The organism is Mycobacteroides saopaulense (assembly GCF_001456355.1).
GTDB lineage: Bacteria > Actinomycetota > Actinomycetes > Mycobacteriales > Mycobacteriaceae > Mycobacterium > Mycobacterium saopaulense.
This window is the reverse complement of record NZ_CP010271.1, coordinates 550,234-569,335: the sequence shown is the minus strand read 5'-3', so window position 1 is coordinate 569,335 and position 19,102 is coordinate 550,234. Positions and strand designations below refer to the sequence as shown.

19 protein-coding genes are annotated in these 19,102 nt (G+C 65.8%); 14 read left to right on the top strand and 5 right to left on the bottom strand.

The genetic code is table 11. From position 1 onward, the window contains the following. Positions 1–21: 21 nt before the first annotated feature. Positions 22–1,647, bottom strand: coding sequence for a chaperonin GroEL (groL, locus tag MYCSP_RS02860; RefSeq protein WP_070913417.1), 1,626 nt, complete (start codon positions 1,645–1,647; stop codon positions 22–24). A gap of 346 nt (positions 1,648–1,993) precedes the next feature. On the opposite strand from groL, the gene MYCSP_RS02855 reads away from it, so the two are divergent. The 3 genes from MYCSP_RS02855 to MYCSP_RS23395 are packed head-to-tail and all read left to right on the top strand — an operon-like array spanning position 1,994 to position 3,308. Then, a complete protein-coding gene (locus MYCSP_RS02855) occupies positions 1,994–2,470 on the top strand; it encodes a YkgB family protein (protein ID WP_088413139.1) in 477 nt (158 codons plus the stop codon). Next, positions 2,451–3,080: an RNA polymerase sigma factor gene (locus MYCSP_RS02850; protein ID WP_083017732.1), complete on the top strand. Its 630-nt coding sequence runs from the start codon at positions 2,451–2,453 to the stop codon at positions 3,078–3,080. Before MYCSP_RS02855 ends, MYCSP_RS02850 begins: the two co-directional genes overlap by 20 nt. Beyond that, a complete protein-coding gene (locus MYCSP_RS23395) occupies positions 3,081–3,308 on the top strand; it encodes an anti-sigma factor family protein (protein WP_070913420.1) in 228 nt (75 codons plus the stop codon). On the opposite strand, the gene MYCSP_RS02840 is transcribed toward MYCSP_RS23395, so the two are convergent. Then, positions 3,305–3,868: a TetR/AcrR family transcriptional regulator gene (locus MYCSP_RS02840; RefSeq protein ID WP_088413138.1), complete on the bottom strand. Its 564-nt coding sequence runs from the start codon at positions 3,866–3,868 to the stop codon at positions 3,305–3,307. The two genes, MYCSP_RS23395 and MYCSP_RS02840, sit on opposite strands and share 4 nt — an antisense overlap. A gap of 101 nt (positions 3,869–3,969) precedes the next feature. Between MYCSP_RS02840 and MYCSP_RS02835 the strand changes: the two genes are divergently transcribed. The 3 genes from MYCSP_RS02835 (at position 3,970) to MYCSP_RS02825 (ending at position 7,236) form a co-directional block, all read left to right on the top strand. Continuing rightward, positions 3,970–4,881, top strand: coding sequence for an SDR family NAD(P)-dependent oxidoreductase (locus MYCSP_RS02835; RefSeq protein ID WP_070913422.1), 912 nt, complete (start codon positions 3,970–3,972; stop codon positions 4,879–4,881). Between the two features lie 137 nt (positions 4,882–5,018). Then, on the top strand, positions 5,019–6,713 hold the full coding sequence (locus tag MYCSP_RS02830) for a DEAD/DEAH box helicase (RefSeq protein ID WP_088413137.1): 1,695 nt from the start codon (positions 5,019–5,021) through the stop codon (positions 6,711–6,713). A 19-nt stretch (positions 6,714–6,732) separates the two neighbouring features. Continuing rightward, positions 6,733–7,236, top strand: a complete 504-nt coding sequence (locus MYCSP_RS02825; protein ID WP_088415405.1) for a cupin domain-containing protein — start codon at positions 6,733–6,735, stop codon at positions 7,234–7,236. On the opposite strand, the gene MYCSP_RS02820 is transcribed toward MYCSP_RS02825, so the two are convergent. Continuing rightward, positions 7,233–8,147, bottom strand: a complete 915-nt coding sequence (locus MYCSP_RS02820) for an SDR family NAD(P)-dependent oxidoreductase (protein ID WP_070913522.1) — start codon at positions 8,145–8,147, stop codon at positions 7,233–7,235. The two genes, MYCSP_RS02825 and MYCSP_RS02820, sit on opposite strands and share 4 nt — an antisense overlap. Positions 8,148–8,340: 193 nt before the next feature. Here MYCSP_RS02820 and MYCSP_RS02815 point away from each other — a divergent pair, with 193 nt between their 5' ends. Together MYCSP_RS02815 and MYCSP_RS02810 are read left to right on the top strand one after the other, a co-directional pair. Continuing rightward, positions 8,341–8,931, top strand: coding sequence for an MspA family porin (locus MYCSP_RS02815; RefSeq protein WP_083017725.1), 591 nt, complete (start codon positions 8,341–8,343; stop codon positions 8,929–8,931). Beyond that, positions 8,928–9,299: a hypothetical protein gene (locus MYCSP_RS02810; protein ID WP_070913426.1), complete on the top strand. Its 372-nt coding sequence runs from the start codon at positions 8,928–8,930 to the stop codon at positions 9,297–9,299. Before MYCSP_RS02815 ends, MYCSP_RS02810 begins: the two co-directional genes overlap by 4 nt. Here the strand turns inward: MYCSP_RS02810 and MYCSP_RS02805 are convergent. Both MYCSP_RS02805 and MYCSP_RS02800 read right to left on the bottom strand, forming a co-directional pair. Then, on the bottom strand, positions 9,296–9,676 hold the full coding sequence (locus MYCSP_RS02805) for a VOC family protein (protein WP_083017723.1): 381 nt from the start codon (positions 9,674–9,676) through the stop codon (positions 9,296–9,298). The two genes, MYCSP_RS02810 and MYCSP_RS02805, sit on opposite strands and share 4 nt — an antisense overlap. 15 nt (positions 9,677–9,691) lie before the next feature. After that, positions 9,692–10,489 carry an HAD-IIA family hydrolase gene (locus tag MYCSP_RS02800; protein ID WP_083017721.1) on the bottom strand — a complete coding sequence of 266 codons (798 nt, stop codon included), beginning with the start codon at positions 10,487–10,489 and terminating at the stop codon, positions 9,692–9,694. 116 nt (positions 10,490–10,605) lie between these two features. Between MYCSP_RS02800 and moeA the strand changes: the two genes are divergently transcribed. The 6 genes from moeA to MYCSP_RS02770 all read left to right on the top strand — a co-directional run bounded on the left by moeA (position 10,606) and on the right by MYCSP_RS02770 (position 19,099). Continuing rightward, the gene (gene moeA / locus MYCSP_RS02795) at positions 10,606–11,799 is read left to right on the top strand and encodes a molybdopterin molybdotransferase MoeA (protein ID WP_088415403.1); all 1,194 of its coding nucleotides are present in this window, start codon (positions 10,606–10,608) and stop codon (positions 11,797–11,799) included. 83 nt (positions 11,800–11,882) lie between these two features. Next, positions 11,883–12,614 carry a phosphatidylserine decarboxylase gene (locus MYCSP_RS02790; protein ID WP_083017719.1) on the top strand — a complete coding sequence of 244 codons (732 nt, stop codon included), beginning with the start codon at positions 11,883–11,885 and terminating at the stop codon, positions 12,612–12,614. Between the two features lie 10 nt (positions 12,615–12,624). After that, positions 12,625–13,512: a CDP-diacylglycerol--serine O-phosphatidyltransferase gene (gene pssA, locus MYCSP_RS02785; protein WP_070913430.1), complete on the top strand. Its 888-nt coding sequence runs from the start codon at positions 12,625–12,627 to the stop codon at positions 13,510–13,512. A gap of 6 nt (positions 13,513–13,518) precedes the next feature. Continuing rightward, positions 13,519–15,708 (top strand): AAA family ATPase, encoded by a 2,190-nt coding sequence (locus MYCSP_RS02780; protein ID WP_070913431.1) that lies wholly within the window; start codon positions 13,519–13,521, stop codon positions 15,706–15,708. 86 nt (positions 15,709–15,794) lie between these two features. Next, complete coding sequence (locus MYCSP_RS02775; RefSeq protein WP_088415401.1) at positions 15,795–18,644, top strand: Na+/H+ antiporter subunit A; 2,850 nt, start codon at positions 15,795–15,797, stop codon at positions 18,642–18,644. Then, a complete protein-coding gene (locus tag MYCSP_RS02770; protein WP_088413136.1) occupies positions 18,641–19,099 on the top strand; it encodes a Na(+)/H(+) antiporter subunit C in 459 nt (152 codons plus the stop codon). The genes MYCSP_RS02775 and MYCSP_RS02770 overlap by 4 nt, the downstream gene beginning before the upstream one ends. Positions 19,100–19,102: the final 3 nt, after the last annotated feature.

Here is a 19,102-nt window from a genome sequence, read left to right as displayed (position 1 = left end):
GGGCCTTTTTCGTTGGAGGACTTAGAAGTCCATACCGCCCATGCCACCGGTCGGGTCGCCAGCAGGTGCGGCGGCCTTCTCCGGCTTGTCGGCGACGACGGCCTCGGTGGTGAGGAACAGGGCCGCGATGGACGCTGCGTTCTGCAGCGCCGAGCGGGTGACCTTCACCGGGTCGGCGACACCAGCAGCAAGCAGGTCCTCGTACTCGCCGGTGGCGGCGTTCAGGCCGGTACCGGACGGAGAGTTGCGAACCTTCTCTGCGACAACGCCGGGCTCCAGGCCCGAGTTGAAGGCGATCTGCTTCAGCGGGGCCTCGACAGCGACCTTGACGATCGCGGCGCCGGTGGCCTCGTCACCGGTCAGCGACAGCTGATCCAGCGAGGGGGCAGCCTGCAGCAGGGCGACGCCACCACCGGCGACGATGCCCTCCTCGACGGCGGCCTTCGCGTTGCGAACGGCGTCCTCGATGCGGTGCTTGCGCTCCTTGAGCTCCACCTCGGTGGCAGCTCCGGCCTTGATCACCGCAACACCGCCGGCCAGCTTGGCCAGGCGCTCCTGCAGCTTCTCGCGGTCGTAGTCGGAGTCGCTGTTCTCGATCTCGCTGCGGATCTGCGCCACGCGACCGGCGATGGCGTCGGAGTCGCCCGCGCCCTCGACGATGGTGGTCTCGTCCTTGGTGACGACGACCTTGCGTGCCTGACCGAGCAGGGAGATGTCGGCGGTCTCCAGGGAGAGGCCGACCTCTTCGCTGACGACCTGGCCACCGGTGAGGATCGCCATGTCCTGCAGCATCGCCTTGCGGCGGTCACCGAAGCCCGGGGCCTTGACGGCGACGGACTTGAAGGTACCGCGGATCTTGTTGACGACCAGGGTGGAGAGAGCCTCGCCCTCGACATCCTCGGCGATGATCAGCAGCGGCTTGCCGCCCTGAATGACCTTCTCCAGCAAGGGAAGCAGGTCCTTGACGGTCGAGACCTTGGAGCTGACCAGCAGGATGTAAGGATCCTCCAGGACGGCTTCCTGACGCTCGGCGTCGGTCACGAAGTAGCCCGAGATGTAGCCCTTGTCGAAGCGCATACCTTCGGTGAGCTCCAGCTGCAGGCCGAAGGTGTTGGACTCCTCGACGGTGATGACACCCTCGTTGCCAACCTTGTCCATGGCCTCGGCGATCAGGTCTCCGATGGACTGGTCGCCCGCGGAGATACCGGCCGTGGCCGCGATCTGCTCCTTGGTCTCGACCTCCTTGGCCGAAGCCAGCAGGGTCTCGGTGACCTTCTCGACGGCCTTCTCGATGCCGCGCTTCAGGCCGAGCGGGTTGGCGCCGGCGGCGACGTTACGCAGACCTTCCTTGACCAGGGCCTGGGCAAGAACGGTGGCGGTGGTGGTGCCGTCACCCGCGACGTCGTCAGTCTTCTTGGCAACTTCCTTGACCAGCTCAGCGCCGATCTTCTCGTACGGGTCCTCCAGCTCGATCTCCTTGGCGATGGACACACCATCGTTGGTGATCGTGGGGGCGCCCCACTTCTTCTCCAAGACGACGTTGCGACCCTTGGGGCCCAGCGTCACCTTGACCGCGTCAGCGAGGGCGTTGAGGCCCCGCTCCAGGCCGCGGCGGGCCTCTTCGTCATACGCAATTGTCTTGGCCATTGCGAAGTGATTCCTCCGTGTAAGGGGGTTGCACGTTCTTGGCCGGGCTCAGTGCCCGCGACGGACGGACGCAGCTGTGTGGGCTGCGGCCTCACCGTCCCGGCCTAGCACTCACCGGTCGTGAGTGCCAATGCCATTTTTAGCACTCGACCATGACGAGTGCAAGGTCGAGTGCGCATTCCTCGCACCGAATAGACACGACCTCGGCTCCAGATCAAAAGCCGTGGTGATGTGGACGGACGTCGATGCCCACCTCGTGCGCTTCGGTTGCACGACCGGGCTGTAACGCTTTGCGTCCTGCCGACCACTCAGTCGTGTCACCATCCCCATCAGCAGAGGAGTCGCAATGATCACCGCACAGCTTCAGCGTCACATCGAACCGGACGCGCCCTTGGCGCGCGGCGGGGCCGCTCTGGCGCGATATGGGCTCGCGATCGTCATCGCGTGGATCGGCTTGCTGAAGTTCACCGAGTTCGAGGCCAACGGCATCGTGCCGCTGGTGTCTCACAGTCCGCTGATGTCCTGGGTATACCAGGTCTTCTCGGTCACCGCGTTCTCATCGCTACTCGGAATCGTGGAAATCACGATCGCGGTCCTGCTGTCCGTCACGCCGTGGTTGCCCCGCCTCTCAGCAGTCGGCAGCCTCATGGCCATCGGCATGTTCGCCACCACCCTGAGCTTCCTGTTCAGCACCCCGGGAGTCTTCGAGAGCGCGGCCGGAGGGTTCCCGGCGCTGTCCTCGACCGAACAATTCCTTATCAAGGATGTCGCGCTCCTCGGCATCTCCGCCTGGACCTTGGTCGATGCACTCACGCGACGCTGAAGCCGCCCTCGTCGCTTCCCTACAAGCCGGCGACGAGGGCGCGTTCGCGCAGGTTGTGGACACGCACACTCCGGCGATGCTTCACCTCGCGCGCAGCTATGTGCGAAGCCGCGAGATCGCCGAAGAGGTAGTGCAGGAGGCCTGGCTCGCCTTATGCAAGGGAATCGACGCATTCGAAGGTCGATCATCACTGCGCACCTGGCTGTTCACCATCCTGATCCATATCGCCAAGGAACGGGGAATCCGCGAACGTCGCGATACCGCGAAGGCCATCGCGGCATTTACCGGGGGCACCGTCGACCCGGGCCGTTTCCAGGACACCGGCGAATGGCCGGGCCACTGGCGCGACGACGCCGCCCCTCATGCGTTTCCCGAGACGCCGGAGAACCTGGTGCTCTCCGAGGAGCTGGTCGCCCACGTAGTTCTACAACTCGACCGGCTGCCGGAAATGCAGCGCGTTGTGGTGACGATGCGAGACCTACTGGGACTCGACGCGAAGGAGGTCGCCGAACACCTGGGAATCACCTCGGCCAACCAACGTGTGCTCCTGCATCGCGGGCGGGCAGCAGTGCGCCAAGGGCTTGAGGACTACATGAAGGACGTGAGTTGAATGAACTGCGACGAACTCGTCGAACTGATCACGGAGTACCTAGACAATTCACTCTCACCGGTCAAGCGCGCGAAGCTAGAGGCACACCTGTTGGAGTGCGACGGATGCGTGAACTACCTGAACCAGTACAAATCCACCGTGGCGATCTTGAGCCAGATCCCGCAGGACGGCCCCAGCGAGGCGCTGCGAGAGAGGCTGCTCGCCGGATTTCGGGAACGGCAACTTTAACGACGCCACCGCAGCCCGTCGAAGACAACGTCGGTGACCTGCTGCGAGACGTCTTTGTTGTAGCTCTGCATGGCCTGACACCCGACCAGGAGCGCCTTTACCTCGTGCACCCCGATATCGGAGCGCACCGTCCCCGCCTGCCGGGCGGCCTGCACCAAATCACCCAAGACCGCATAGAAGGATTCCTCGATCTGAGGGATAAGCGCTTCGACACTGACGCCCGCGCCGGCCAGGGCGTCCACCAATCCCTGATCGGTCCCACCCCACTCGACCATCACGCGCAAGAATCCGAACAGCGCCTCACCCGGATCGGCCGACTCCAGTAGCTCACGCCCCTTGCCGATCACCGTGCTCATCCGATCTTCCGCGACGGCGCGGTACAGATCCTCCTTGGCGGGAAAGTGCCGGTAGACGGTGCCCGCACCCACCCCGGCCCGCCGCGCGATCTCGTCAATCGGGACACCGAGGCCCTCCTCGGCGAATGTTTGGTAGGCGACCTCCAACACCCGGGCGCGGTTGCGGGCAGCGTCGGCTCGCAAGGGACGGGCGGGTTGATCCATCTCACACTCCTTGAAGCGTTGACAAAGCGGGGCGTGCGTTCCGTATAGTCGTAAGCGGAGTAGCCGCCCCGGTTACTGAAGATGTTACTCAAGGAGCCCCCATGACGAAGTGGAACACCACCGACATCCCCGATCAGACCGGCCGCGTCGCGGTCGTCACCGGCGCCAACACCGGCCTGGGCCTGGAGACCGCCAAGGCACTCGCCGCGCACGGCGCCCATGTCGTACTCGCTGTACGCAACACCGAAAAGGGCAAGGCCGCGGCCGACGCGATCACGGCCGCACACGCGAACGCCGATGTCACCCTGCAGTCCTTGGATCTGTCGTCGCTGGAGTCCGTCCGCCGAGCCAGTGACGAGCTCAAATCGCGCTACGACAAGATCGACCTGCTGATCAACAACGCCGGCGTGATGTGGACGGAGAAGTCGACCACCGCCGACGGCTTCGAGCTGCAGTTCGGCACCAACCATCTGGGTCACTACGCATTCACCGGCCTGCTCCTGGAGCGCCTGCTACCGGTCGAGGGCTCGCGCGTGGTGACCGTCAGCAGCATCGGCCACCGCCTGCGTGCGGCGATCCATTTCGACGATCTGCAGTGGGAGCGCGACTACGACCGCGTGGCCGCCTACGGACAATCGAAGCTGGCCAACCTGTTGTTCACCTATGAACTGCAGCGGCGCCTGGCGGGCACCAACACCGTGGCCCTGGCCGCCCACCCCGGCGGTTCCAACACCGAGCTGGCACGCAACTCTCCGCTGTGGGTCCGGGCCATTTTCGATGTGGTGGCACCGCTGCTGACCCAGGGCGCAGATATGGGCGCACTACCCACGCTGCGGGCTGCCACCGACCCGGCCGCCCTGGGCGGCCAGTACTACGGACCGGACGGATTCATGGAACAACGCGGTAATCCGAAGGTCGTCGCATCGAGTGAGCAGTCCTACGACCTCGATTTGCAGCGTCGCCTGTGGTCGGTATCTGAGGAACTCACCGACGTCATCTTCCCGGTCAAGTGAGCTGATCGGCGGCGTGGCGGGCATCGTGCCGATTGTCACCCTCGTGACACGACACGCGGTGCCCGCCACGCCCGTCAGGATGCAGCACCGTAATCCCTTGCGTTAGGCTCCTGTTCGATCAGTAAGGAGTCCATAGGGTGCGGGCTGTAGAAGCGCCCAGCACCCATACATTGCGGGGCTGGCAGCGTAGGGCATTGGTGCGGTATTTGGCCGCCAAACCCCGCGATTTTCTCGCGGTCGCCACCCCCGGATCGGGGAAAACTCGGTTTGCCCTGCGCATTGCTACCGAGCTACTGGCCGATGGCACCGTCGACAAGATCACCGTCGTGGTGCCCACAGAGCACCTGAAGGTGCAGTGGGCCCAGTCGGCCACCTCCTTCGGCCTGTCACTGGACCCCAGATTCAGCAACTCCGATTCACAGAACTCCTCGGAATACCACGGCGTCGTCGTCACCTACGCGCAGGTGGCCAGCCACCCCACGCGGCACCGGGTCCGCACCGAGAACCACCGAACGCTGGTCATCTTCGACGAGATTCACCATGCCGGTGATGCCAAAAGCTGGGGCGAGGCCGTACGCGAGGCATTCGACGACGCCACCCGGCGCCTTTCGCTGACCGGAACCCCGTTCCGCAGCGACGATAGCCCCATCCCCTTCATCAACTACGAGCCCGACGGCGCGGGCTTCCAGCGTTCGCAGGCCGACCACACCTACGGCTACTCCGAGGCGTTGGCCGACGGCGTGGTGCGCCCGGTGGTCTTCATGGCGTACTCGGGTGAAGCCCGCTGGCGTGACAGTGCGGGCGAGGAACACGCCGCCCGCCTCGGTGAGCCGTTGAGCGCAGAGCAGACCGCCCGCGCCTGGCGCACCACGCTCGACCCCAATGGCGAATGGATCCCCGCGGTGCTGCGTGCGGCACACGCGCGGCTGCTGCAAAAACGCAAGGGCGGCATGACCGATGCGGGGGCGATGATCATCGCCTCCGACCAGAAGGCCGCGCGCGCCTACGCCAAGCTGCTGACCACAATCACCGGTAGCGAACCCACCGTGGTGCTGTCGGACGATCCGAAATCCTCGGACCGCATCGCCCAGTTCTCTGCCAGCACCAGCGAATGGATGGTGGCGGTGCGCATGGTGTCCGAGGGCGTGGACGTGCCACGACTGGCCGTCGGCGTGTACGCGACAAGCGCCTCGACACCTCTGTTCTTCGCCCAGGCCATCGGGCGGTACGTGCGCTCGCGGACCCCGGGCGAGACGGCCAGCATCTTCCTGCCCTCGGTGCCGACGCTGCTGGAGCTGGCCAGCCTGCTGGAGGAGCAGCGCAATCATGTGCTCGGCAAGCCGCATCGCGAGCCGATGGGCGACGAGGAGCCGGTAGAGCGTAAGCGCACCGAGCCCGGCGAGGAAGAGAAGGGCTTCGAATCCCTCAGCGCCAGCGCCGAGTTGGATCAGGTGATCTTCGATGGCGCGTCCTTTGGCACCGCGACCCCCGCGGGCAGCGAGGAGGAGGCCGAGTATCTCGGCATTCCCGGCCTGCTGGATCCGAACCAGATGCGAGATCTGTTGCGGCGCAGGCAAGAAGAGCAGCTCACCAAGCGAACTGCATCCGGTGAGGTGCCCCCGGAGATCACCTCGACGCACGGCCAGTTACGCGAGCTGCGCCGCGAGCTCAACGCGTTGGTATCGGCCACACACTTTAAATCGGGTAAGCCACACGGCTGGATTCACAACGAGCTGCGCCGTCGGTGCGGCGGGCCTCCCGTTGCCGCGGCCACCCGCGACCAACTCAAGGAACGCATCGTCGCAGTCCGCACCCTTCATCGGGAGCTGTGACGCGCGTAGCGTGGAGCGCATGTCACTGATCGTTTCTGGATACCCCGAACCTCGGTATCACGGCGACACCGGCGAGATCAGCGCGACGTTCAGACCGGCAACCGATCCACCCGACTACGCCCCCGACGGCGGCGACGCCGTCCGATACAGCTATCTGGCCACTCAACAATCGACGGCCGGCGATTACGGGCTGTATCGGATCGATGCCGGACCGGTGAAAGGTTTCGGCGCGGCAACGCATTTCCACAAGGCGATGTCGGAGGCGTTCTTCGTACTGTCCGGCGCATGGCGGCTGTACAACGGCCAAGAGTGGGTTGACGCGACCGCGGGCGACTTCTTGTTCGTGCCGCCGGGTGGTCTGCATGCCTTCCAAAAGGATTCGGGCGAGGCAGCTTCCATGCTGATGTTGTTCGCACCGGGAGCTCCCCGGCAACGATACTTCGAAGGTTTCGGCGAACTGGCCGACATGACCGATGAACAGCGGACTCAGTGGTTCATCGGTCACGACAACTTCTTCGTCTAGACCGGGAACCGCACTCCCGTCAGCTCCTCCGAGACCGACCAAAGACGTTGTTGCAGAGCTTCATCGTGTGACTGCCTGGTGGACCTGACCACCTTCGGATACCCGCGCAGCTCTCCGAAGCCGGAAGGCCCGTAGTACTGACCGCCGGATGCCGCCGGGTCCGTGGCGGCACGCAGACTGGGCAATGCCCCCATCGCCGGACTCTGCGCGAGCTTCAACGCCGCCGCACTGAGCGCCTCCGGGCCGAAGGTGATATGCCGCATCAGCTCGGTACCCGATGCACCGGGATGCGCGGCCAGTGCCACCGTCTCGACCCCAGCCGCCGCAAGGCGGCGCTGCAGCTCGTAGGTGAACAACAGGTTCGCTAGTTTGGACTGCGCGTAGGCTCCCACCCTGCTGTAGCTACGGTCCCATTGAAGATCGTCGAAATGTATTGCGGCCCTGAATTTATGGCCATTGCTGCTGACGGTGACCACGCGTGAACCACGCACGGCGGTGAGGTTCTCCAGCAGTAGCCCGGTGAGCGCGAAATGCCCCAGGTGGTTGGTGCCGAACTGCAGCTCGAACCCGTCCACCGTGGCGCCCTTCGGCGGATACATCACACCCGCGTTGTTGATCAGCAGGTCGATACGCGGGTAGTCGGCGCTCAGCTGTCGAGCTGCGGACCTGACGTCCGACAGAGAGGACAGGTCCAGGCGCTGCACCGCGAGGTTGCCTCCGGGTGCGGTCTTCTTGATCTCATCGACAGCGGCGGCACCCTTCTCCAGATCACGGACCGCAAGGACCACCTGGGCACCGGCGCCGGCCAGCGCTCGAGCCGTCTCCAGGCCCAGGCCGGTATTGGCTCCGGTGATGACGACGACGCGTCCAGTCTGGTCGGGTATGTCGGCAGTCGTCCAGTGTGCGGTCACGATTGCATCCTGCCGCAGATCAGTGAGCCTGCCCACCCCCGATCATTCACAGTTCTCCCGGCGTTCGATACCAGCAATCCCACAGCCGCGGTCAATACGCTCGTCGCGGATCATCGAGCTTGGCCACCCCTTGACCTAAGGCAGGTTCGTGCGCAAAATTACTTCTCTTGTTGCCCTTGTTATTTCATTACTCTTGGCTGGACCGGGGCTAGCGGCGGCGGACCCGCTGCCGGTCGGCGACGTCACCCAGTCGGCCGTCACCGACGACGGCTGGCACCTGAGTGCCTCCCTGACGCGGATGGCCATCAACTCCGTGCCGAACATGGCCGCGACGGCGTTCACCCGCGAAGGGTTCGTCACCGGGAAGGCCGCCGCCAGCATCGATGGCAACGGCGCCATTGCGGTCAATTCCGGCACGCTGGTCATGGGGCTGCAGTTGGGCTGCCAGATCGACCTCAGCGAGGGCGGGAGCGTCGATGTCGGCGCCGACGCCGGGGTCAATCCCGGCTTTTCCGGCGGCAGCAACCTGTTGGCCATGATCGGCCCGTACGCCGAGGTGAACGGCAGCATCTCGGTCAATCTCCTACCGGGCACCATCAAGAACATCGTGCTGGGCAAGAAGGCGCTCAAGGGACGCACCGGCGAGATCGTCGTTCACGATGCCCACGTCAAAGTGGATGCCTGCGGAGGGCCCGTCTCCATCCGGTTCTTCACGACGGCCATGATCGACACCGACAAATCCGATGACAGCGTCAACGTGTACGGAGACATCCTCTCCCTATGAGCACTGCGAGCACTCGACAGGAACGGCGCCGGGTGGCGCGGCTGATCGCCGCCACCGCAGTATGCGCGAGCCTCATCGCCTGCCCGCCATCTGTGGCGCGGGCCGACAACTGCAGTCCCGGCGACTTCGGCGCAGCGCAGGGATGCGCTCCTCCCGCGGCCGCCACCGGCGGCGACAAGGCCGAGAGCTGGCCGCCCACAAACGTGGATTGGCCGCCCGAGCCGGACTCCGATACCGAAGCGGCCGACCAGCAGGACACCACGCCGACGCCCATCGTGATGCCCGATGGCGCGGCAGCCGTCAAACCCGCGACACCGACCCGGAAACCGGCTACCGCATCGGCACCGATCGTCACCCCCGGGGCTTAGTCGGGCGCTGCCCCGTGAAACACCGCCTCCACGTTGTTCCCGTCGGGGTCGCGCACGAAGGCGCCGTAGTACCCGGGGTGGTACTCGGGCCATAACCGCGGCGCGTGCAGCACCTCGGCGCCCTCGCTCGTGGCGGTCGCAAAGAACTCGTCGACCTTTTCGGTGCTCGCGGCCGAAAAAGCGATGTGGACTTCACGATTGGGACGGTTAGCAACCTCGCCACCACCGATCCAGAAGTCAGGCTTTCCTGCCGTCCCGTATCCGATGGCCACCCCGAAATCCATCTGCCGGGTGAACCCGAGGACCTCGAGCACCTTGTCGTAGAACGCGGCCGCCGCGGGCAGATCCGCACAATTGATACCGAAGTGATCGATCATGTCGCCGATTCTGGACTACAGCGCCGACAACAACGCCGGCAGATCCGCGACCGAGTCGACGACATATGCCGGCTGCATGGCGTATTGATCGGCGGCCCATCTGTCGAGGGTGTCCTGTCGAAACTTCCCGGTCCGCACCAGCACGCCTGTCATTCCGACAACCTGTGCGGCGAGCACGTCGACGTGGAGATCGTCCCCCACCATCACGACTTGATCCGGCTCGCAGCCCATCCGCTCGGCGGCCAGTTGAAATCCCGTGGGCGCGGGCTTGCCGACGGCGACGGCCTTACGCCCCGACACCTGCTCCATGCCCGCCAGGTACACGCCGGTATCGACGCGCAGTCCCTCGCGAGTGCTCCACACCGCGTTCCGATGCATCGCGACCACCGGAGTCCCCTGCGCCATCAACTCGTACACCCGGCTCAGCGCCACATGATCGAACTGCGGGCCCGCCCCGCCCAGAATGATCACGTCGGGATCATCGGAGAGGGATTCGACGAAGTCGACTCCCTGCATATCGGCGGTGATGTCACCGTCATTCAGCAGATAGCAGCGCGCACCCGGATGTTGGTTGATCACGTGGTCGGCAGTCAGCATGGCGGCGGTGATCACCTCGTCGGCGGGAACCGCCAGCCCGGCGGCAGTGAGCAACTCGGCGATCTGTACGCGGGTGCGGGAGGTGGTGTTGGTCAAGAAGCAACGACGAACATCCTCGCTCTCCAGGGCCTTGAGCGCCTCGGCCGCGCCGTCGATCGGCTCCCACGAGGTCACCAGGACCCCGTCGATGTCGAAGAGCACTCCGCCGACCGTCATAGCGCTATTTTCCCGCCATGCCGTGGGCACCGCACGTCGAGGGCATACCGGGTGCACTCAATTCGGGGAAACCCCTGCGTGCGGTATGCGCTGGCGGCTCGGGCAATAATGAGCCGATGCGTTCCGTCGCAGAGCACCAGCAAGTCGTGGCCGAATTGATCGAGGCACCCACGCCCGTACGCATACCGGTCGGCGCGGCCGAACGACTGGTGCTTGCCGCCGATGTCGTGGCACCGCTGAATCTGCCCGTGTTCGACAACTCGGCGATGGACGGCTACGCGGTGCGGTACGAAGACCTCGCGGGGGCTTCCCCGACCAACCCGGTGACACTGCCGGTCACCGAGGACATCCCGGCCGGGCGCACCGACGAACTGACCCTCAAGCCCGGCACCGCACACCGCATCATGACGGGGGCGCCCGTTCCCGCCGGAGCCACCGCGGTGGTGCCCGTCGAGGTCACCGACGGCGGTACCGGGACGGTGATCATCACCGAGGAACCCCGGGCCGGGCAGCACGTCCGACGCGCAGGTGAGGACGTTCGGGCGGGCGACACGGTGTTGGCCGTCGGCACCCGACTCACCGCACCGGCGCTGGGCCTAGCGGCGGCGCTCGGCCTGGAAGAGCTCACCGTGCACCCGCGCCTCCGCGTGGTCATCGCCTCGACGGGCAGCGAGTTGGTACCTCCGGGCACACCACTGAAGCCGGGACAAATCTACGAATCCAACGCGGTCATGCTGGCCGCGGCCGTCCAGGAAGCAGGCGCCGACGCCGTGCTGGCGCCGACCGTCGCCGATGACGTCGATCAATTCCTTTCCGTGCTGGAAGAATTCGGCGCGCAAGCCGACCTGGTGATCACCACCGGTGGGGTGAGCGCCGGAGCCTACGAGGTGGTCAAGGACGCACTCACCGATGCCGGCGTCCAGTTCGTATCGGTGGCCATGCAGCCGGGTAAGCCGCAGGGGGCGGGACACGTGAACGGTGTTCCGGTGCTCACACTGCCCGGTAATCCGGTCAGCGCGCTGGTGTCATTCGAGGTGTTCATCCGCGAACCTCTGCGTGCGGCCATGGGATTGAACCCGGCGCGGCCACACCATGAAGCGGTCCTCACCGATCCGATCGCCGCCCCGGCGGGTAAGCGACAGTTCCGACGCGGATGCTGGGACGCCGACAAGGGCACCGTGACCGCCGTCGGACCTCCCGCATCGCACCATCTGCGCTGGCTGGCGGTCTCGAACTGCCTGCTGGACATCCCCGAGGACGTCACCGAACTTGCCGCGGGAACGACGGTCAGTGTGTGGAATCTGAGCTGATCACGGTCGCCGTGACCGGCATCGGGGTCTGATGTGTCCGTTGTGCTGTCCCAGCACGCCGGCCACATCACTAGGATGGTCCGGTGGCAAGACGCCCCCGCCCCGTAGGTTCAGAGCCGGACTCCGGCATTCCGCATATCGTCGAACTCTTCCGCTCGACCATCCCCCCGATCCATCCGGCAGGTCTTCCGTTCATCGCCGGCGGATTGGGACTGGCCGGCCTCGGGTTCAAGAACCGCTGGATTCGCGGAACGGGCCTTGCCCTCGCGGGCGCGTGCGCCGGATTCTTCCGGCACCCGCCCCGTATCCCGCCCAACCGTGCCGATGTGGTGGTCGCCGCCGCCGACGGGCAGATCTGCCTCGTCGATCGTGCGGTGCCGCCGCCGGAGCTGGGACTGCCCGCAGAGCCGCTGCCCCGCATCAGCATCTTCCTGTCGGTGTTCGACGTGCACGTGCAGCGTGTTCCCGTCGCCGGCGAGGCCATCGCCGTGATCCACCGCAGCGGACAGTTCCTGTCGGCCGATCGCGCCGAGGCCAGCGTCGCCAACGAGCGCAACAGTGTCCAGATCCGCACCCGCACCGGACACGATGTGGTCGTGGTGCAAATCGCCGGGCTCATCGCGCGCCGCATCATCTGTCACGCCAAGGTGAGTGACCAGCTGTCCATCGGCGACACTTACGGTCTGATCCGATTCGGTTCCCGGGTCGACACCTATCTGCCCGAGGGTTCCAAAATTCTTGTCCAGCAGGGACAACGGGCGGTCGGCGCGGAGACCGTGCTCGCCGAGCTGCCCTCGTCGACGGATAACGCGTAAGCAGCCGGCGATGAATCAAGCCGCGTCCGCGAAGCGCCCCGTACACATCCGGATCCTGCCGAGTGTGATGACGGTACTGGCGATCTGCGGTGGGTTGTCGTCGATCAAGTTCGCCTTCGACGGAAAGCCATACATCTCGCTGACGTTGATCGCCGCGGCGGCGATCCTCGACGGCCTCGACGGCCGGATCGCCCGGCTGTTGGACGCGACGTCGCGGATGGGTGCCGAGATCGACTCGCTGGCCGATGCGGTGAACTTCGGTGTCGCCCCGGCAGTGGTTCTGTACATCTCGCTGCTGGCGGATACCCCTACCGCATGGGTCTTTTCGCTTCTCTACGCGGTGTGCATCGTGCTGCGGCTGGCACGCTTCAACACGTTGCTCGACGACGACACCGCGCCCGCGTTCACCAAGGAGTACTTCGTCGGCGTACCGTCCCCCGCGGGAGCACTGATGGTGCTTGCTCCGCTGGCCGCATACCTGCAGTTCGGCGACGGATGGTGGTCGTCGGTGTGGACGATATGCGGGTGGATGGTTTTCGTGTCCATGCTCATCGTCAGCCAGATACCCACCGCTGCCATGAAATCCGTGTCGGTGCCGCCCCGGATGGTGGTGTTGCTCCTGGCGCTGGTGACGGTCGCCGCGGCCTTGCTGCTGCAGTATCCGTACGTGCTGCTGCTGGTCCTGATCGTGGTCTACCTGGCGCACATCCCCTTCGCCTGGCGCAGTCAGCGATGGGTCGCGGCACGGCCCGAATCCTGGGACGCCAAGCCCAAGGAGCGGCGGGACCTTCGCCGTGATCAGCGACGGGATCAGCGACGCGCCTTCCGCCAGGCAGCACTGCCCAAGCGGCGCACCGCCGAACGTCTGGGCCTGCGCCGCCCCGGCAGGCCACGCTAGGGCCGCATGAGCTCCCTCACACTCACCGCGCGCCTCAACACGTCGGCAGTCGATTCACGACGCGGTGTGGTCCGGCTTCATCCGGAAGCTATTGCAGCCCTGGGTATCCGAGAATGGGATGCGATCTCTCTGACCGGCTCGCGTACTACCGCCGCCGTGGTCGGAATCGCGCCGCGCTCGATCCCGGCCGGAACCGCCCTGCTCGACGACGTGACACTCTCGAACGCGGGGCTCCGCGAGGACGCGTCGGTCATCATCGCGCCGGCGACGGTGTACGGCGCACGATCGGTCACGGTAAGCGGTTCTTCACTCGCCACCCAGTCCGTTTCGTCCGCGACGCTTCGGCTGGCCTTGTTGGGCAAGGTGATGACAGTCGGCGATACCGTCTCGCTGCTGCCACGGGACCTGGGGCCCGGCACATCCACATCGGAGGCGACGTCGGCGCTGGCCCGATCGGTGGGAATCACCTGGACCTCCGAACTGCTGACCGTGACCGCGGTCGACCCCGGCGGGCCCGTCAGCGTGCAACCTAATTCGCTTGTCAGCTGGCAGGGCTCGGCCCCGCCAAATCCCGCCACGCTGCCGGCGACGGCGCAGGCTCCGAACACCACAGTCGACATTGCCCCGCCCTCGGACCCACTCTTGACAATATCCGTGGAGGACCTCAAGGGCTCCCAGGCGCAGGCCGCACGACTCACCGAATGGCTCAAGCTTGCCCTCGACGAGCCGGACCTACTGAAAACGCTGGGTGCACAACCCAATCTGGGCGTGCTGATATCGGGCCCGGCGGGCGTCGGCAAGGCCACACTGGCGCGGGCCGTCTGTGCGTCGCGCACACTCGTCGAGTTGGACGGGCCTGAGGTAGGGGCGACCACGCCCGACAGCCGCCTCAACGCGATCCGTGAGGCGGTGAGCCGGATACGGCAATCCGGCGGAGTCCTACTGATCTCCGATATCGACGCCCTGCTGCCGGCGACCGCCGAGCCCGTGGCCACGCTCATTCTCGCCGAGTTGCGTTCTGCAGTAGCCACTTCCGGCGTGGCATTCATCGCGACCACCGCGCATCCCGACCGCATCGACGTGCGGCTGCGCACTCCGGAACTCTGCGACCGCGAGCTGGGCCTGAGCTTGCCGGATGCCGCCACCCGCAAGTCTCTACTCGAGGTCCTCTTGGCGAAGGTGCCGTCGCAGGACCTGCAGCTCGATGAGATCGCAGCGCGGACGCCCGGATTCGTGGTGACCGACTTGGCCGCGCTGGTACGGGAGGCGGCGTTGCGCGCCGCCGCCCGCGCCAGCGAGAAGGCCAGTGCACCGGCGCTCGGCCAGGAGGATCTTGTCGGTGCGCTGTCGGTGATCCGTCCGCTGTCTCGGTCCAGCACCGAGGAGGTGGCCGTAGGCTCGATAACTCTCGAAGACGTCGGCGATATGGTGGCGACCAAACAGGCCCTGACAGAGGCGGTTCTGTGGCCGCTGCAACATCCCGACACCTTTGAACGCCTGGGCGTGGATCCACCCCGCGGTGTGCTGCTGTACGGTCCACCCGGCTGTGGCAAGACCTTCGTGGTGCGTGCGCTGGCCAGCTCGGGCCGGTTGTCGGTGCACGCGGTCAAGGGCGCCGAGCTGATGGACAAATGGGTCGGGGCCTCCGAGCAGGCCGTGCGCGAGCTGTTTCGGCGAGCGCGCGATTCGGCACCGTCGCTCGTTTTCCTCGACGAGGTGGACGCACTGGCGCCGCGGCGCGGGCAGAGCTTCGACTCGGGTGTCACCGATCGCGTGGTGGCCGCCCTGCTCACCGAGCTGGACGGGGTCGAACCGCTGCGCGACGTGGTGGTGCTCGGCGCCACCAACCGGCCGGAGCTCATCGACCCGGCCCTGCTTCGTCCCGGTCGCATGGAGCGTCTGGTGTTCGTCGAACCGCCGGATGCTCAGGCCCGCAAAGACATCCTCAAGACGGCGGCCCGATCGGTACCGCTGCACGCCGATGTGGATCTAGATGCCCTTGCCGCCGAACTCGACGGCTTCTCGGCCGCGGACTGCGCGGCGTTGTTGCGCGAGGCCGCGATGGCGGCGATGCGGCGATCCATCGACGCTGCCGATGTCACCGTCGCCGATATCGAAACCGCGCGGACCACTGTGCGCCCGTCGCTGGATCCCGTGCAGGTGGCATCACTGCGCGCGTTTGCTGACAACCGCTGAAAAGGGTTGCGTCGCGCCGATCGTCGGACGCCCCGTAAACTAGTCACCACGACACCCCGCCCAACAACCGATAGACGGGAGTGCCTTTGCTTGCCATTCTGCTTGCCCACGCCCTGGCGGCCGCGGTGGCGCCGCTACTTGTGGCGCGTGTCGGCCGACTGGCGTTCTATCCCCTTGCCCTGGTCCCCCTGGGTTCGCTGATCTGGGTCTTGGCAAGATGGCCCGGCGGTGGGCCCGGCATCCGGGTGGACATCCCGTGGGTACCCGAGCTGGCCATGGACATCGTGCTGCGCTTCGATTCCCTGGCCGCGATCATGAGTGTGCTGGTGCTCGGTATCGGGTCACTGGTGCTCTTCTACTGTGCGAGCTACTTCCGACACCGCGACGGGCACATGGAACCTCGCCTTCCCAGCTTCGCTGCCGAGCTGGTCGCCTTCTCCGGCGCCATGTTCGGCCTGGTGATCAGCGACAATCTGCTGCTGCTCTACATCTTCTGGGAATTGACCACCGTGTTGTCATTCCTGCTCGTGGGCCACTATGCCGAACGCCTCGCGAGTCGGCGCGCGGCGGTTCAGGCACTGCTGGTCACCACCGCCGGCGGTCTGGCCATGCTGGTCGGGGTCATCGTGCTCGGTCACGTCGGTGGCAGCTTCCTGCTGTCCGACCTCATCGCCCAGCCGCCCGCGGGCATGGCAGCCAACGTGGGCCTGGTATTGGTGTTGGTCGGCGCGCTGAGTAAATCCGCCATTGTGCCCCTGCACTTTTGGCTCCCGGGCGCCATGGCCGCGCCTACCCCGGTCAGCGCCTACCTGCATGCCGCGGCCATGGTGAAGGCCGGCATCTACCTGTTGGCCCGCATGTCGCCCGGGTTCGCCGAAGCGACACCATGGCGTCCGGTTGTGCTGATACTGGGCATCGCGACGATGATCCTGGCGGGCTGGCGTGCGCTGCGTGAGTACGACCTCAAACTGATTCTCGCCTTCGGCACCGTGAGCCAACTCGGATTCCTGGTGGTGCTCACCGGAACCGGTGACCCCGACATCCTGTTGGCCGGTCTGGTCATGCTGTGCGCGCATGGCCTCTTCAAGGCCGCACTCTTCATGGTGGTGGGGATCGTCGACCACACCGTCGGCACCCGCGACATCCGCAAGCTCGCCTGGTTGGGCAACCGTCGTCCGGACTTGATGGTGATCGCCGCCCTCGCCGCGGCAAGTATGGCCGGAGTACCGTTCACCCTCGGATTTGTCGGCAAGGAACTGGCTTTCGCCACGGTGCTGCACAGCCAGGTGCTCGGTTCGGCCGCGCCCTGGGTATTGGCCGGGATTGTCATCGGTTCGATGTTCACCATCACCTACAGCATGCGATTCATGTGGGGGGCATTCGCCCGCAAGGGTTTACCCGAACCCAGTGCGCGTGTGCAGGGCATGCACGCGCCGGCTCCCGCCTTCCTGGTGGCACCCGCGCTGCTATCGATGGCGGGTGTCGCGGCCGGCATACTGCCCGACTGGCTCAACTGGGCACTGGGCAGCTACGCCGATCCCGTGGACGCCCATATCGCCATCTGGGAAGGCTTCGGAGTTCCACTGCTGCTCACCGCCATTGCGTTCGCGGTCGGTATCGCCGCGTTCTTCTCACGGGGGCGCCTGCGCCGGGCGCGGCTCGCCGTCAATCCGCTGGGCAATGCCGACCGCGGGTATGACGCGGTGCTGCGCGGCGCCGACGTGCTGTCCCAGCGACTGACGGCGCTGACCCAACGAGGCTCGATCCCGTTCACCCAGGCCACCATTCTGGTGACCCTGGTGATGCTGCCGACGATTGTGCTGGCACTCGGCGCCCGGGACCAGGCACATCTGAAACTCTGGGATTCTCCCTTGCAAGGGGTGGTCGGCCTACTGATGTTGGCGGCCGCGCTCGGTGCGACCGTCATGCGCAACCGTCTGGCCGCGGTGCTGCTGGTAGGCATCACCGGCTACGGGACCGGAGTAATCTTCGCGCTGCACGGTGCGCCGGATCTGGCGTTGACGCAGTTCCTGGTCGAAACGCTGACGCTGGTGATATTCGTGTTGGTGCTGCGCGCCCTGCCCGCCGAATCGGATATAGAGCAGGCCAACAGATTCCGGCTACCGCGTGCCATGCTGGCGATAGCAGTCGGCTGCACGGTCACCGCGCTCGGGGTATACGCGATGGCCGCCCGCCGCGATCGCCCGATCGCCGATCTACTCCCCGAGGCGGCGTACCTGCGCGGGCACGGCGCCAACACGGTGAACGTTCTACTGGTGGACATTCGCGCATGGGACACCCTCGGCGAGATCTCGGTGCTACTGGTCGCAGCGACGGGTGTGGCCTCATTGATGTTCCGGCACAGACGTTTCGGTAGGGCCCCCCGCGTCGGAGATGCCGCCGGTCAACCCGATGTCGTGGTGGCATCCGGGATCTGGCTGCGCGGCAGCGAGCTGCGCGATCCCAAGCACCGATCATTGGTTCTCGAAGTCGCGACGCGGCTGATCTTTCCGCTTGTCATGGTGCTGTCGTTCTATTTCTTCTTCGCCGGGCACAACGTTCCGGGTGGTGGCTTCGCGGGAGGGTTGACGGCTGGCTTGGCCCTGGTCCTGCGCTATCTCGCCGGCGGACGCTACGAGCTGGGTGAGACGCTGCCCTTTGACGCCGGCAAGATCCTCGGCCTCGGCCTGGCCTTCTCCGGCGGCACTGCACTGGTCTCGATGCTGCTGGGTGCTCCCGTGTTGTCCTCGGCCACAATTCAATTCGATGTGCTGGGGTTCGGGCACGTCAAGATCGTGACCGCAATCTTCTTCGACCTGGGCGTTTACCTGGTGGTGGTCGGCCTGGTGCTCGATGTGCTGCGCAGCCTGGGCGCGCGCCTGGATGTCGAGCTCGAAGAGTCTCCGCGCGATCGAGGAGGGGTGCGCGCATCATGACCAATCTCGGCCTGCTCATCATCATCGGCGCCCTGACAGCGTGCGGCGTGTACCTGATGCTGGAACGCAACCTGACCCGCATGGTGTTGGGCCTGCTTCTCGTCGGAAATGCGGTGAATCTGCTGATCCTCACCGTGGGTGGTCCTTCCGGCAATCCGCCGATCATCGGCCGCCAGTCCGCGGGCCGCACCACGGTGGCAGATCCGTTGGCCCAGGGCATGATCCTGACCGCGATCGTCATCACCATGGGTGTCGCCGCATTCACACTTGCCCTGATCTACCGCATGTTCACCCTGGAAGCCGACGATGTCGTGGACGACGACGCCGAAGACGCGCGCGTCGCCCAGGAGCCGCCGGAGCCGGTCACCGACGATGACGAGGACGAACTGTCGGGGCCAATCGACGAGGACTCCCCTGCCGAGCTCGACGCCCTGCCGGCAGGTGAGAAGTCATGAGTG